Consider the following 14,562-nt stretch of genomic DNA (forward strand, 5'->3'; position numbering starts at 1 on the left):
GGGTATTTTGACCCGACACAGTACCGGGGCACGATTGCCAGCCAAACTGCTTGCACTGCACCGGTTCAGGTGAGCATTGACCCGCGTATCTAGAACCGCGATACACGAAGCGGGCCATGCGATGGCCGTTCAACTGCGTGGTGGCACCGTTACCGGTATTACGTTGCGACCGGGGCAAGTAACCTACCGCTTGCCCCGGGAACGCAAACGGTTCTTTATCAACGGTATCCGAACGGATGAACCGATTTCGGACCGTCTACCAGAATCCTACGGTTTCGTGGCCTACGCGGGTTGCTGGGCAAGTGTGCGCAGCCGTAAACCCCTGAGCGCGAACGGATTCACCGATCTAGTGCTTGACGAACTGGCGTCTAACCCAACCGATTTCGAGACCTATAGTCGAACCGCACCGTTCGCGCACTGGCTTAACGGTTGGAGCCGGGAGCTAGAGAACGCATGGCCCGATATCAATGCGCTCGCTCAACGGCTGGTCAATGCGTATACAGCACAAGCTAATTCAAAGGCACTCAGCGGTCCTGTGGCAGAACGATTCCGGTGTGGTTTTCCCGCGTAACTACCAGTAGGCGACGTGCTTTTGCGACGTTCTGCATGTACTTGGCGTGTGGAGCAGTGGCGCGGACGGAGGTCCAATAGGCTCCTGCACCCGGGCCTACAGCTTGGGTCCTACGAATCCACTTTCGTCGGAACCACCGTTTGGTGAGGAGAGCGCGATACTGCTCCGATTGGATATCCCCTAGTGGACCATAGGGGTTCATCGGAAACCATTGGTAACAGACGTATCTACGATCCGTTGCCACCACCCAATCGACCAACATCCAATCTTGATCGAAGTTCGCAGCCTCTATGCGCATGTCATGAAAGTTCTCGCCCGATTTCACTACGGCGGTGTAGATTCCACTCGACTGGATGCCGCTTGTTGTTTCAACACTTACGCTGGTAGCGGATTCTGAACCGAGATTCATGAGCTTGTAGTGGTGCCATCTCGGTTCGTCTGTTTCTGGGTCATTTTCGGCGTGATCGTAGTGCAGCCACCACTGGACCGGCCTGTACCGTCGCCGAAAACGAAGTTCCGCGATAACGACAAGCGCGAACGTGGCGGGGGACAGAGTCGCCGTCAACCAATCAGCCAAGTTCACGGGTACCGACGCTACAACCGATTGTTTGCCGCAAGTCGGATGGACACGGTGGAAAACTAGCCGATTCGTTCTCCAGTGAATGAATGCCCGGGGCGGGTGTCTCGTGCGTCGTTTTGCCCGCTTGCACGGTGTGAGTGGACGGCCTAGCGGTGCGGGTCTGCCAGCGTGGCCCACAGCCTCACGACGGGGCATCTCGGCAGGTCGGTCGGGACGGTGCGGTCAGGTCGTATCGAACGGGTGTGCGATGGTCTACCAACATTCACTAAGGAATGAATGCCCCTTGAATCATCTAGCCCGAACAGTTCCCGGTACTAGCCCGCCGTGTGGTGTTGGTTCGTGGCTGGCTCTAGGTGCCGGGGCGGCTGTTGCGTTGGTTTTGGTTCGGCAACGGCGTTGCCTCACTCCTGGTCTGGCTGTGTGGGTGTTTCGGTTGGTATGCGAACATTGATTCGTCGCGCGTCGGAGCTGTGCGGGGTCGCGTTCGCCCGCAAGATATCCATGATCGCTGACAGCTTGTGCATCCGAGACAATCCCGCATGGTCGTTTGGGCGCTCGCTCTCCACATCGTTGATGTGGCCCATGTTGATTCCGATGAGAAAGCAGCGCCGGTAGTTCGTAAAACTCATCTTTCCCTTCGCAGGCGGCTTCTCGCTTCCTTGGGGGATGTTCACCTCAAAAGGCGGCAAGCCCTGCTGGGCCACGTATACAGGGCTTCCTGAGTTACCGCCCGTTGAAAAAGCATCAAAGAGAACCTGCTGATTCCCGTCACGGACTTTCGGATCTCCCTCAGTAAGCCGATAGTCTGTCTGCGGGTCGCTGGCTATCATCCCTGATCGCAGTACCGGTCTGATTTGGAGCCGGTCATACCAGATCGGATACCCGGGAAAGGCGACAAAATCTCCCGGTTGGATCTGCGGCCAAAGTTGTTCGCACTCGAGCAAGTACTCCCAACTAAGCGCATGGTAGAACGTCAACGTATTTTCGTCCGCTCCTGCGGCCCACTTGGAAACATCGCCGTAGAACGTTCCGAAAATTTCTATAGGTGTATCGGGTTTGGACGCGATCGGAATGATTGCGACGTCGATGGATGGATCGTCGTGGAACAACGGAGCGGGTTCTGTGATCGTGTGCTCAAGTCTCAATGATGTGCTCTGCCACCACTGCAGCTTGATTTCTTCGACTAGAGTGCCTTCTTTTGCAGGATCAGCCCACCCAAGATCGACTACGTGTCGGTTTGTGACAAGTGCAACTCTGTTATCGGGACTGGGAAACTCGACCAAAAAGCCTGTGCCAAAACCTGACGTGCGCGTGTCCCCATGTGTGTAGTGATGCGTTAAAGAAAGTCTGCATGCTGTGTAGAGCGTGTTTGTGCTGAATCCCGTGTCCACGGCCACGATCCTACCGAGTACGTCAAACCTATGCTGTCGCTTTCACTGATCAATGAACTTGTCTAAGTCGGCTTTACGGAACTTGATCAGCTTTGGCCCAACTCGCAGAGATTTCAACCTGCCCCGCGCTATGTAATTGCGCACTGAGTTTGAGCTGACGCCAAGGTATTCGGCTGCTTCTTTCAGCGACAGTAGTTTCTCAGGCATTCTGATCGATCCTAAAGCCGTGCCGCGCCAACTTGTTGATATCTGCCCGGTCAAAACGAAAACCTCCGCGCATACGGTACATGCAAAGATTGTTCAGTTGACGGTTTCTTTCCAGTAGATCTATCGAGATGCCCAAGCGTTGGGCGGCTTCGTTGAATGACAACGAATTGCGGTACTTCAACATGATCAATCCCTTTGGATGCGTTGGATATTCGGAATGGATAGCCAACGCTCTAGGGGTAGCGTTCTCGGATAATTTGAATCCCTGCGTGCTGAATTCGGCGCTTATCGGGGCGCGGTTTCGGCGGGCTAGGCCATATGAATATGCTAACCCGAATTGGTAGGAAACGTGCATATCCTGTTATTAACTGAATCCCGCTGGGGGTGTCGCTGGGGCCGGGGTGGGTGTCGGGGCCGACTGCATGGCTAACGGTTCACCGGCCCGGTTGTGGGAGCTTGAAAGCACGCGCAGAGCACGCGGTTCGCGCTAGCTACCTTCAAAATGGCCCGCTAGCTGCGGGTCTTGGATTGACAGTTAAGTGCCCCCGGCAGGATTCGAACCTGCGACACCGGCTTTAGGAGAGCCGTGCTCTATCCCCTGAGCTACGGGGGCGGGGACCTACCGAAATAGGCGTCGAAAACCCATAGGGACGACTCATGGTAGTTGGCCAAGCGTCAATCGGCGGCATCGGGGCCGTCGCGGAGTGGTGTTTGTGTTGCGGGCGCGTCTGATGTGCTGTGTGGGTTGTGAGTGACTGCCCGGCGGATGTGTGGCGAAGCCGATCGCCATACTGATCACGCCGCGACGCAGGTCGGCGAAGCCGCCCAGTGCATCTGCGCCGCGTCGCGTGAAGGTTCGACCGCCTCAGTGGCGGTGCCGGCTCGGGATCGGTGTCGTTGGCCGTCAACGCGTTTCCTCAGAGCCGGCCGGGCCGGCGGGAGTGAACGGTGCGAGCAGGAACTCATCGACGAACCTGGCGAAGGTGTCGTCGACGAAGGCGGGGTCGGGAGCGGTGAAGTACTCGATGATGAAGCCCTGGAAGGCTGCCAGCGCGATGCGCGAACGGGTTTCGGCGACATGGTCGGGCATGCCGAGCGCCTGCAGGCGGGCCTTGGAGTTGCGGGTCAGCAAGGACAGGGTGTCCCAGGTGTATTCGCGATAAGGGCTGTCGAGTCCGCACGCGGCGCCGAAGACTTGCAGCACCACACGCAGGCTCTGCTGACGTTCCCCGCGGGTGCACTCATACCAGTCCTCGAAGCACCATTCACGATGTGCCGCAATCGACTCCGGAAGATCCAACTCCTCGGTCCGGGGTATCGCCGCACGCTGCTGACGGTTCAGGACTTCGAGAATGAGTTGTTCTTTGCTGCCGAAGTAGTAGACCAGCATCCGGGCGCTGGTTCCCATCTGGGAAGCAAGCTCGCGCAGCGAGGTATCGACCACTCCGGTGCGCGCCAAGATCGCGCCCGCAGTGGCCAGTAGTTCCTCGCGTTTAGCGTGGTCGACCGGCCGTGGCACGCTTGACTGTAACAGTTGCTTCGGATACTGATGATGCGATGCGCGCGAACACGACAGTCGGGGAGGCCCGATGAGCTTGGTGCGCGACACCACCCCTCTTGCCGGGGGCGCTCCCGCTGAGGAGTCGGTGGCGCGATCGGGCCGACCGCTGCGGGTGACCCGGCTCGTTGCGATCATCGCGGGCCTGGTGGGGTTCGTGGCCAGTGCGCTCATTCCGGTGTTGCCGGTGGTGCAGACCACGGCGACACTGAATTGGCCTCAAAACGGACAGCTGGATAGTGTCGCCGCGCCGCTCGTCTCGCTGACACCGATTTCGTTGACGGCATCGGTGCCGTGCACCGTGATTCGCGAGATGCCAACTGCGGCTGAGCTGGTGCTGGGGACGGCGCCCGCGGCCGGCAAGCAGGCGATGCTCAACGGATTGTTCGTGACGGCCACCGCACAGCGCGTCGACGTGATCGCCCGCAACGTGGTTGTCCTCAGCGTGCCCCGCGCCCGGATGGACGACCCGGCATGCCGGCAGCTGGAGGTGTCCTCATCGACGGCGGGCACGTTCGCCTCCGTCTCCGGCCTGATCGATCCCGAGACCGGCACCGCGCTGCGTAGTGGGTTCGCCGACCCGAACTTGCGGCCACAGATCGTCGGAGTGTTCACCGATCTGACGGGTCCGGCCCCGCCCGGGCTGTCGTTGTCGGCGACGATCGACACTCGCTTCACCAGCTCCCCGTCACCGCTGAAAATGGCGGCGATGCTCGCCGGAATCCTGGGCACCGTCGTTGGGCTGCTGGCATTGTGGCGGCTGGACCGGCTCGATGGCCGCCGCGCGCAACGGCGCATTCCGGCCCGGTGGCGCTACTTCACCGCGGTGGACGCGACCGTCGTCGTGGTGTCGGTGTTCTGGTTCATCGCCGGCGCGGGATCGTCCGATGACGGCTATCAGTTCGGCATGGCCAACACCGCCAGCCATGCCGGCTACATGGCGAACTACTTCCGCTGGTTCGGTAGCCCCGAGGACCCGTTCGGCTGGTACTACGAGCTCATCGCCGCCATGACCCATGTCAGCCACGCCAGTCTGTGGCTGCGCTTGCCGGACCTGATCTGCGCGTTGGTGTGTTGGCTGCTGCTCTCACGTGAGGTGTTGCCCCGGCTCGGTCCGGCAGTGGCTGGTAACCGCGCCGCGGTGTGGGCGGCGGCGCTGGTGTTCATCGCGGCGTGGATGCCGTTCAACAACGGGCTGCGTCCCGAAGGTCAGATCGCCACCGGCGCCCTGATCACCTACGTCCTGGTCGAACGCGCCATCGTCACCCGCCGCGTCACCCCGGTGGGGCTGGCGATCGTCGTGGCCGCATTCACGCTGGGTATCCAGCCGACCGGGATCATCGCGGTAGCCGTGCTGCTGGCAGGCGGGCGCCCGATCCTGCGCATCATCGTCGCCCGCGCGAAAACGGTGGGGATCTGGCCGGTGCTGTTGCCGCTGGCGGCGGCCGGGGTCGTGGTGCTGACGGTGATCTTCGCCGATCAGACCATCGCCGCGGTGCGCGAGGCCACCGAGGTCCGCACGGCTATCGGACCCGCTCAGCCCTGGTACACCGAGAACCTGCGCTACTTCTACCTGGTTCTGTCGACGACCGACGCTGCCCTGTCGCGTCGTTTCGGAATTCTGATCACGATGGCGTGTCTGTTCCCGTCGATGCTGGTGTTGTTGCGGCGCAAGCGGATTCCGGGGATTGCCACCGGCCCGGTGTGGCGGCTGATGGGTGTCATCTTCGCGACCTTGTTCCTGCTGACGTTCGCGCCGACGAAGTGGATCCACCATTTCGGGCTGTTCGCCGCAGCCGGGGCGGCGATGGCCGCGGTGGCCACCGTGCTGCTCGGCCCGACGGTATTGCAGTCGGCACGCAACCGGGTCGCTTTCTTGGCGACCGTATTCTTTGTTCTCGCTTTGTGTTTCGCGTCGACCAACGGCTATTGGTACGTCTCCAGCTACGGGGTGCCGTTCAACGACAGTAGCCCGCACTGGGGGCCGGTCACCGCCAGCGCCATCCTCTTCGCGTTGTGCCTACTGACCGCCGGCTACGCCGGTTGGCTGCACCTGGCCTCACCGACGCGGCCGGAGCCTCGATTGACCCGCGTGCTGACTGCCGCACCCGTGCCGGTGGCGGCGGGGTTCATGGTGGTGGTGTGCGCCGGCTCGATGCTGACCGGAGTGATCAAGGAGTACCCCAGCTACTCCAACGGCTGGGCCAACCTGCGCGAGCTGGCTGGCGGGTGCGGGCTGGCCGACGATGTCCTCGTCGAACCCGACCCGAACACCGGATTCCTGGCCCCGCTACCCGGAGGCTACGGTCCGCTGGGCCCATTGGGTGGCAGTGAATCCGTCGGCTTCGGCACCAACGGAGTGCCCGAACACACTCTGGCCGAGGCGATCTGGCAGAGCCAACCCAAATCCGGAACCGATTACGACTGGGAAGCTGCCACCGCCCTGGACCAACCTGGGGCCAACGGTTCCAGCGTCGCGCTGCCCTACGGCCTGGACCCCGCGCGGGTGCCGATGGCGGGTAGCTTCACCGCCGGGCCTCAACAAGTCAGCACATTGACCTCGGCGTGGTATCGACTCCCTGCTGCGGACAACGACCACCCGCTCGTGGTGATCACCGCTGCCGGCACCATCACCGGGAACAGTGTGCTGTCCGGGCACACCGCAGCCCAGACCGTCGCCCTCGAATACGGCACACCGGGCCCCGACGGCACCCTCGTGCCCGGTGGCCGGCTCACCCCCTACGACATCGGCCCCCAACCTGCTTGGCGCAACCTCCGTTTCCCCCGCGCCGAGATCCCCGCCGATGCCCGCTTCGTCCGGGTAGTTGCCGAAGACCGTTCGCTCAACGTTGGTGACTGGGTGGCCGTCACTCCGCCCCGGATGCCCGAATTACGTTCGGTGCAAGAGTATCTGGGCTCCACGCAGCCGGTTCTGCTCGACTGGGCCGTGGGATTGGTGTTCCCCTGTCAACAGCCCATGCTGCATGCCAACGGCGTCGCCCAAGTCCCCGAATACCGGATCTCCCCGGACTATCCGGCGAAGATCGAGATGCCCGACACCTGGCAGAGCGGCGAGAATGGCGGGCCGCTGGGCATCACCGACCTCCTGCTGCGCGCCCACGTCATGCCCACCTACCTGTCCCGGGACTGGGGACGCGACTGGGGCTCGCTGCGCCGATTCGACCCCATCGTGCAGGCTTCCGAGGCCCACCTGGACCTCGGCACCGCCACCCGCAGCGGCCTGTGGAACCCGGCGCCGATCCGCATCGGACCATAGCGAGCGCGAGGTCAGGGGTCCATGCGCGGGCCCACGAGCCTCATGCGATTGACGAATGTGCCGCCGGGTGAAGCTGGCAGCGTCAGGTACGTTTGCCCGGTCGTGGCGGCTTTGATGGTCGTGATGACGACGCTCGGATTGGTCGGGCGCCCGGTCTACCTGCTGTTGTGGCGCAGGCGTCAGTGACCGTGCGGGACACCGATGTTCAGCACATCGGAAATGATGAACACTTGGGTCCCTTTGTCCTTGGCTGTTCGGGCGACTGACGTGGGCCCGGATCGGATCGCGGAGCCTCACGTTCCGGCGGTGCCTGCCGCTCGGGCTTCTGCCGAACGGGCGCCTCACGCTGGGGCGGTGCCTCCCGGACCGGTGCCTCTCGGACTGGTGCTTGTTGGACCGGTGCCTCCCGGACTGGCGCTTGTTGGACCGGGGTCTCAGGAACAGGTGCTTGGGCCGGTGGTTCTGGTGCGGGCTTCTGCCGCGGCGGCTCCGGAGCCTGGGTGGGTCGTTCCGGTGCGGTGCGCTCTTGCGGTGGCTCTTGCCGCGTCGGCGCCTCCTGTACCGGAGCTTCCTGTGCTGGCGCTTCCGGTGCGGGTGCCTCACGAACAGGGTTGTCCCGGTGCGGTGTTGAGTCCTCGCGGGGCGGTGTCACCACAGGGTCTGACGGGCTGTCCGTTTTCGGTTCGGCCGGAGGTGTCAACTCAGGTTTGGATGAGGTGTCCGGTCTCGGCTCGGCCGGCGGAGCCCCGGCACGGTCTGGTGCGTCCCCCTTCGGGGGTGTCGGCATCTGCTCAGCGGAACGATCGGGGTCCGTTTTCGGCGCCATGTTGTCCGGTGCGGGCTCTGGCTTTTCCCGCGGCTTGTCGATCGTCGGCGGTGTGTCGGCGGGCGCCGGCGGGAGTTTGGGTGCGGAAAACTCGGGTGACACCTTGGACGGTGGCGTAGCCGGCGTGGCTGCCGTCAATGCCGGTGGTGCGAAAGTTGTTTCGTGGCTCGCCTTGGGTGCGGCGGGCCAGTTTTTCAGGGGGGACGCCGGCGCCTGCTCGGTGAGGATGGTCGGCCGCGGCGCGAGTTCTCTGGTGAAGTCACGGGTGGATTTGTCCGCGAGGTTCTTCATCAGCGCCGCGGAGCTGCGGGTCGTCTTGTCGTTTGAGATGAACTGCGCCAGTGAGGCATTCAGGTTCACCACCGGAGATGAGACGCGGATGTCCACCTTGATGACTGGATTGGGGGTGGCCGGCCGTGCCCAGTCGCGGTTACGCGGATTGTGCCAATCCCGGTTCCTGTTCCAGTTTTGGTACCTGTCCGGGTTGAATCCGTGGGCCCGGTTCCACTGCGCCCGGCGGTACACCGGATCGTGGTTCTGGAACTTCCACTGGTAGTACTGCTTGTACGGGTGGTGGCGGTCGTACCAGTCTTGCTTGCGGGGGTCACCGGGATGGTCGCGGCGCTGGCCCCATTCGTTGCAGCCGTTGCGGTCCCAGCCGTGGCGGTCGTAGCCGGCCCAGTTGTAGCCGCCCCAGTTGTACCCCCAGTGGTCATAGCCCCACCGGTCATAACCCCAGCGGTCGTAGCCCCAGCGGTCGTAGCCGAGGAAATCGAAGCCGTACTGGTTGTAGCCGCTGAGGTCGTAGTTGTACCAGCCAGTTTGGTTGTAGCCGTATAGCTGTCCCCAGGACGGGTCGTAGTAACCGAGGTACCCGAGGTTCGGAGTCAGCGGAGGATCCGCGGGCTGGGCCCAGCCGGCTACAGGCTCGACCGGAACGCCGGGTGGCGGTGGGATGAAGTCGTCGCCACCAGCGCCCGTGTACCCCCATGTCGGCGCGGCCCCGCTTGTCGGCGCGGCCCCGCTTGTCAGTGTCGCGTCGGGAATTTGCGGTGCCGCAGCTGGTGCGGGCAGAGCCACCAGTTGTTGCACCGAATCTGGGGTGTACTGCAGAAGTTGTTGTGTCAGTTGCAGATAGAGGTTCTGCAGACTGGTGCGCTGCGGAGACGGGGAGACGTAGTCCAGGCCTTGCTTGGCCTCATTGAGTGCCGTGCGCGCGTCGGTCAGCTGATCGGCGGTCGGCTGCTGTCCGCTTCCGAGGATGTCCTGCGCCGTCTTCAGATCATCGACGACGGCGGTCAGGGCAACGCCTTGCGCGTGCTCGGGGAAGATCGCCTTCTGGACACCCCACAAGGTGCCTCCCGGCGAGGTCGTGTAGGTCGCGCCGAGTAGCCCGGCGACCAGCAACACGACTAATCCACCGGCGATGGCGGCTTTGCCTCGGCGTGACCGGGGGATGAGCCGGCGGCGCGGCGGCAGCGGCTCGACGGGCCGCAAAGTTCTCAAGTCGACGGGTGGGGGGCTGAGAGCAGTCATTCCGACCTCCTCGATGATGACCGGTGCCTGGTCACATCACTCCCGACCGCGTGATTTCCAGATGTACAAGTGCCAATGGTGGGCGCCAAGATGTATGCCTACGCAATATTAAGCATAACTAAATGTCACGCCGGGCCGCTACACGGACCAGGGCCCTGGCGGAATTCTCATCAATACACAGCTTGCGCAAAGGTGCGCACAGGAAGTTGCGTCTGGCCGGCTCGGGGGAGGTCGATCGACAGGGGCACCGGGCTTTGGGCGCCTACTGCCCCGAGCCCTCCACGACGGCCTTGATCCGTTCCAGCGTCTTGCGCATGTCGCGGACGTTGCGGCGCTGGCGGAGTTGACCGCCGAGAACCGAGAACACGGCGGTGAACGCTCCCGGCGGCATCCGGAAGGACTCGGTGACATCGGTGTCCGTTCCGGCCGGTGCCAACTGGTAGTGCCAGGTGTTGACTGCCCGGTCACCCATCATCACCGCGAAGCCGAATTCACGCCCGGGATCGCAGGCCGTCACTTTGCAGGTGGTCCAGTAGACGGGTCCGATCTCATTGCGCTTCACGTGGCCGCGGAACCGCGCGCCGAGTGCGGGCCCGGTCGCCCCGCCGAGCCACTCGGCTTCCATTACCTCGGGCGAGAACTTCCCGGTGTTGCGGACGTCGGAGATGAGGTCCCAGATGCGGTCCGCCGGCGCGGACATCCGCACCGTGACCGAGCCTTCCATGGCCATGGTTTCCCCTCCCGGACACCCTGAACGCGTTCGATCCAGCGCAACATATGCACCGGCGTCAGCACAAGGCCTACCGTCCCGGCGGCGGTGGCGATGTCGGAGTGCGATGGCAGCATCACGGGGCATGACGTCGATCCAGCGGCCGATGCCGCCACTGAATGCTGATGAGCGCATGACGCTGGAGAGCTGGTTGGACTTCTATCGCGCCACGTTGATGTTGAAATGCGACGGCCTGGATGATGCGCAGCTGCGTTCGGCGTCGGTGCCGCCGTCCGGGCTGACCTTGCTGGGGCTGGTGCAGCACGCGGCGGAAGTCGAACGTAACTGGTTCCGCAGAGTGCTCACCGGTGAAGACGCGCCACCGATCTTCGGACCCCGGGATCCGAACGGCCATGACGGTGGCTTTGAGGTATCCGCGCAATCGTCATTCCGCTCTGCCGCCCAGATCTGGAACGACGAGGTCGAGCAGGCACGTCTCAACTGTGCCGAGCGTCGGCTCGATGACACCGCCGCATTCATGGACGGCGAGGTCAGTTTGCGTTGGATCTACACGCACATGATCGCCGAGTACGCCCGCCATTGTGGGCACGCGGATCTGATCCGCGAACGTATCGACGGGCAGGCGGGGGTCTGAGAACGGCGCCTGCTGGCGGAGTTGCCCTGCGAGTACCGAGAACGGCTCCCGGAGGCATCCGGACATGTCAACCCAGATCAGCTCGGGTCGGTGGCGTCAGGTTCGAAGGTGCGTCCCTCAAGTGCTGCGGAGACCCGGAGCGGGTCGAGGTAGTCACGCCAGTGGGTGACTTTCCGGTCTTGACCGTGGCCACCGAGATGTACCTGTTGCCGTACGGCTTGCCGGTCGCCACCACGCGGCCTGCCGATGAGTATTCGAGTACGACAGTGGACGTCGATGGTGAGTGATGCGTCCGCAGGTCGTAACAGCGGTCGAGGAAGAAGGTGTCGCCGTAGCCCCGGTACAGCTCGACCAGGTTGTCGCGGCCCACGACATGGCGTGGGTAGCCGGGGACCGTGATGATGAAATCGAAAACGACGTCCTCGGCCAGTAGGTCGAAGAAGTGCTCGCCGTCGACCAATCCCGCGAGGCCCTGCTCGATGATCCGAAAGAACGGATCGAGTGCACGGAAGTCTTCGATGTCGTCGATCACTGAATTTCTCCCTGGGTCGAGGGGGTCAGTCCTGCTTCAGCAGATGCAGGCCGGACAGGGGTCCTCCGTCGATCTGCATGAGCCGACCGCCGTCGCGCAGGGGCCCGATATCGACTGCGGCGAACCCGAATTCATCGATGAGAGCACCGACGGTGGCCTTGGCGTCGTCGTCATCGCCGGCGTAGAAGACAACTTGGCGGCCGGCTTCGTGGCGGGGATCTGCGTCGATGTAGGCGGCGTACAACGTGTTGAATGCCTTGACGACCCGCGCGCCCGGCGCGTGGGCGGCGATGATCTCGCTGCCGGTCTGGTCGCCCAGTTCGGCGGGAACCAGTGCGCCGTCGACAACCTCGAAAATGTTGGTGGTGTCGACCAGGATGCGACCATCCCAGTTCGGCAGGGAGTCGAGGACGTCGGTCGCCACGGACCAATGTGTTGCCAGGAAGACGATGTCGGCCTGCGCCGCTTCGGCCGCGGTCCCGGCCGTGGCCAACGGACCGAGATCGTCGACGACGGCGGCAAGCGATTGCGGCCCACGGCTATTGGATATGGTCACCGGGTATCCGGCCTTGACGACATGCCGGGCGAGTGCGAGTCCGATATTCCCCCCGCCGATTGTTCCGAATCGCATGGTCTCCTCCTGGTGACGATTGAAGATTCAACTCACGTAACCGTGGCGGGGCGCCCAGTATTTCCGACGGCATCGTCAGCCGCGACGTGCCCGGTCCTCCCACGGCGGGCGCTCGCCGGTCGTGTTGAGCTGTTCGAGGATGACTTCCGACGCGCGCCCGAGCTGGCGCAACTGTTGTGAGGTGAGTGGGTCGATCACCAGCCGCCGCACGGCATCCACGTGTCCCGGTGCACTCGCCACCACTTTGTCGTGGCCTTCGTCGGTGAGTGTCACCAGCGTGACGCGGCCGTTGTCGGGGTCTGGGGCACGGGTTACCCAGCCCCGATTTTCCAGAGCCGATACGGCGTGCGAGGCCCGTGACAACGATCCGCTGGCGAGTAGCGCCAGGTGGCTCATTGCCAGGGTGCGATCGGGTGCCTCGCTCAGGGCCGCAAGCACGAAATAGCCGAAGAGCGACAGTTTCGAGTCGCGGCGCAACTGCGTCTCAAGGGCGCTCGCCAGGGCCATCATCGTCGCGCTGAACGGTAGCCATGCCGCGAGCTCCGCCTCGCTGAGCCAGTGCGTATCCGCTCGGTCGGACGTGTCGGTCACGGGATTGAGGGTAATCCCTTTACTTGATGTTTCCTGTGCGCAGACGGGCGGAATAATGTGAAACTTCAAGTCATTGCTGACGAGGTGGGGCTGTTATTGGCACTGAGCTCCACCCGACAATTGAGGAGAGCACCATGAACATCGCCTTGTGGACCGCCGCCATCGTCCTGGCTGCGGGCTTTGTGGGAAGCGGGTTGATGAAACTGGCTGTGCCCAAAGACAAGCTGGTCAGTTCCGGGCAGGGCTGGGCGCAGGATGTGAGCCCGGCCGCCATTCGTGCCATTGGATCTGTCGAGATCCTCGGCGCGGTCGGGTTGATCGTGCCGGCAGTAACACACATCGCCCCGGTGCTCGTTCCGCTGGCGGCCGTCGGCCTGGCACTCGTCATGGTCGGCGCGGCCACCGTTCACGCCCGCAGGAAGGAATGGGCGAACATCGTCGTCAACGTCGTGCTGTTCGCTTTGGCGGTGTTCGTTGCCTGGGGCCGGTTCGGGTCTTTCCCGCTCGGCTGATGACACTGACCCGCGGCGTGACGGTCAGGTCAAGACCAGACGCGTCACGCCGACCAGGATCATCGCGCCGAACGCCGTCAGGTCGGATCCGATCAGGCCTGACGCTCCACCCCGAGCGCATCGAGCAGGCAGTTGACGGCCAGTTTGCCCAGTGCGTCGGATGCCAGCGGGCTGTCACCGGTGAGCAGTCGGCGGTCTTGATACACGGTGCCGGCCATCTTGTCGTTGACGATGGTGAGCCCCTGCTTGGCCAGCAGATCGGCGACGAGCCACTGCAGGTGCCCGGGCAGGTACCCGATGTCGATGTTGGGACCCTCGTCGAGCGAGTCGGGGAACACGCACACCGAATATCCAGCCAGCGGTGACGGGGACTTGCCGAGGCCGGCGGCCAGCAGTGCCGCCGGACCGTGGCACAGGGTGATGATGAACCGGCCGTGGTCCAGGGCCCAGTTCAGCGTCTGGCCCACCGGTTCGCTGCCCGGCAACCCGACGACGGCACCGTGGCCGCCGGGAATGAAGACCGCCAGGTAGTCGGAGGCTCTGAGATTGTCGACCAGGTCGGACAGCTTGAGAGGTTGTTTGAGCTTGGGTTTGAGGGCCTCATAGGTCGACATCACGGCTGGGTCCTCGTGGGGCAGAGCCCACAACTCCAGCTTGGCCGGGTACCCGGAGATGGTCGCGACGTCGACGTCGAATCCGGTCTGCATCAGGTGGTGCAGCGGCAGCAGCATCTCCACCGGATGATTACCGGTGGAGAACATCTTCCCGTTCTGGCACAACACATAGCGCTCTTCGGTGGCGATCATCAGCACCTTCCACCGGCCCTCGGTGTAGGCGCCCTTGTGTTCGACGCCGGCGAAGTCGGTCTTGGCTGAGGTGTACTGACTCAACGAGTAGGGCGACGGGAAGTAGGCGTTGTCCTCGGCCAGATCGGGGCTGGGCACCTTGCTGAGGTTGTCTGAGTCTTGTGACATCTCGTGTCACCT

12 protein-coding genes and 1 tRNA gene are annotated in these 14,562 nt (G+C 63.3%); 3 read left to right on the plus strand and 10 right to left on the minus strand.

The features are described 5' to 3' along the window. Positions 1-1,552: 1,552 nt before the first annotated feature. The 4 genes from ACWEFV_RS28495 to ACWEFV_RS28510 all read right to left on the minus strand — a co-directional run bounded on the left by ACWEFV_RS28495 (position 1,553) and on the right by ACWEFV_RS28510 (position 4,268). On the minus strand, positions 1,553-2,542 hold the full coding sequence (locus ACWEFV_RS28495; RefSeq protein WP_450072641.1) for a S1 family peptidase: 990 nt from the start codon (positions 2,540-2,542) through the stop codon (positions 1,553-1,555). A gap of 42 nt (positions 2,543-2,584) precedes the next feature. Next, the gene (locus ACWEFV_RS28500) at positions 2,585-2,749 is read right to left on the minus strand and encodes a helix-turn-helix domain-containing protein (protein ID WP_450072642.1); all 165 of its coding nucleotides are present in this window, start codon (positions 2,747-2,749) and stop codon (positions 2,585-2,587) included. Positions 2,750-3,289: 540 nt separating this feature from the next. After that, a tRNA-Arg gene (locus ACWEFV_RS28505) sits at positions 3,290-3,362 on the minus strand. 291 nt (positions 3,363-3,653) lie between these two features. Next, positions 3,654-4,268, minus strand: a complete 615-nt coding sequence (locus tag ACWEFV_RS28510; protein ID WP_450072643.1) for a TetR/AcrR family transcriptional regulator — start codon at positions 4,266-4,268, stop codon at positions 3,654-3,656. Positions 4,269-4,338: 70 nt separating this feature from the next. Between ACWEFV_RS28510 and ACWEFV_RS28515 the strand changes: the two genes are divergently transcribed. After that, entirely contained in the window at positions 4,339-7,584 is a 3,246-nt protein-coding gene (locus ACWEFV_RS28515; RefSeq protein ID WP_450072644.1) for an arabinosyltransferase domain-containing protein, read from the plus strand. Positions 7,585-7,789: 205 nt separating this feature from the next. On the opposite strand, the gene ACWEFV_RS28520 is transcribed toward ACWEFV_RS28515, so the two are convergent. Next, positions 7,790-9,946: a hypothetical protein gene (locus ACWEFV_RS28520; RefSeq protein ID WP_450072645.1), complete on the minus strand. Its 2,157-nt coding sequence runs from the start codon at positions 9,944-9,946 to the stop codon at positions 7,790-7,792. A gap of 262 nt (positions 9,947-10,208) precedes the next feature. Beyond that, a complete protein-coding gene (locus ACWEFV_RS28525; protein ID WP_135460264.1) occupies positions 10,209-10,670 on the minus strand; it encodes an SRPBCC family protein in 462 nt (153 codons plus the stop codon). Positions 10,671-10,800: 130 nt separating this feature from the next. On the opposite strand from ACWEFV_RS28525, the gene ACWEFV_RS28530 reads away from it, so the two are divergent. Further along, entirely contained in the window at positions 10,801-11,310 is a 510-nt protein-coding gene (locus tag ACWEFV_RS28530) for a DinB family protein (RefSeq protein WP_450072646.1), read from the plus strand. A gap of 67 nt (positions 11,311-11,377) precedes the next feature. On the opposite strand, the gene ACWEFV_RS28535 is transcribed toward ACWEFV_RS28530, so the two are convergent. The 3 genes from ACWEFV_RS28535 to ACWEFV_RS28545 all read right to left on the minus strand — a co-directional run bounded on the left by ACWEFV_RS28535 (position 11,378) and on the right by ACWEFV_RS28545 (position 13,064). After that, positions 11,378-11,842 carry a nuclear transport factor 2 family protein gene (locus tag ACWEFV_RS28535; RefSeq protein ID WP_450072647.1) on the minus strand — a complete coding sequence of 155 codons (465 nt, stop codon included), beginning with the start codon at positions 11,840-11,842 and terminating at the stop codon, positions 11,378-11,380. Positions 11,843-11,867: 25 nt separating this feature from the next. After that, the gene (locus ACWEFV_RS28540; RefSeq protein ID WP_450072648.1) at positions 11,868-12,473 is read right to left on the minus strand and encodes an NADPH-dependent F420 reductase; all 606 of its coding nucleotides are present in this window, start codon (positions 12,471-12,473) and stop codon (positions 11,868-11,870) included. A 75-nt stretch (positions 12,474-12,548) separates the two neighbouring features. Further along, positions 12,549-13,064: a MarR family winged helix-turn-helix transcriptional regulator gene (locus tag ACWEFV_RS28545; protein WP_450072649.1), complete on the minus strand. Its 516-nt coding sequence runs from the start codon at positions 13,062-13,064 to the stop codon at positions 12,549-12,551. A 134-nt stretch (positions 13,065-13,198) separates the two neighbouring features. On the opposite strand from ACWEFV_RS28545, the gene ACWEFV_RS28550 reads away from it, so the two are divergent. Then, a complete protein-coding gene (locus tag ACWEFV_RS28550; RefSeq protein WP_450072650.1) occupies positions 13,199-13,576 on the plus strand; it encodes a DoxX family protein in 378 nt (125 codons plus the stop codon). A gap of 92 nt (positions 13,577-13,668) precedes the next feature. Here the strand turns inward: ACWEFV_RS28550 and hchA are convergent, their stop codons facing one another. After that, positions 13,669-14,550 (minus strand): glyoxalase III HchA, encoded by an 882-nt coding sequence (gene hchA, locus ACWEFV_RS28555; RefSeq protein ID WP_450072651.1) that lies wholly within the window; start codon positions 14,548-14,550, stop codon positions 13,669-13,671. Between the last annotated feature and the right edge of the window lie 12 nt (positions 14,551-14,562).

The organism is Mycobacterium sp. NPDC004974 (genome assembly GCF_053600815.1).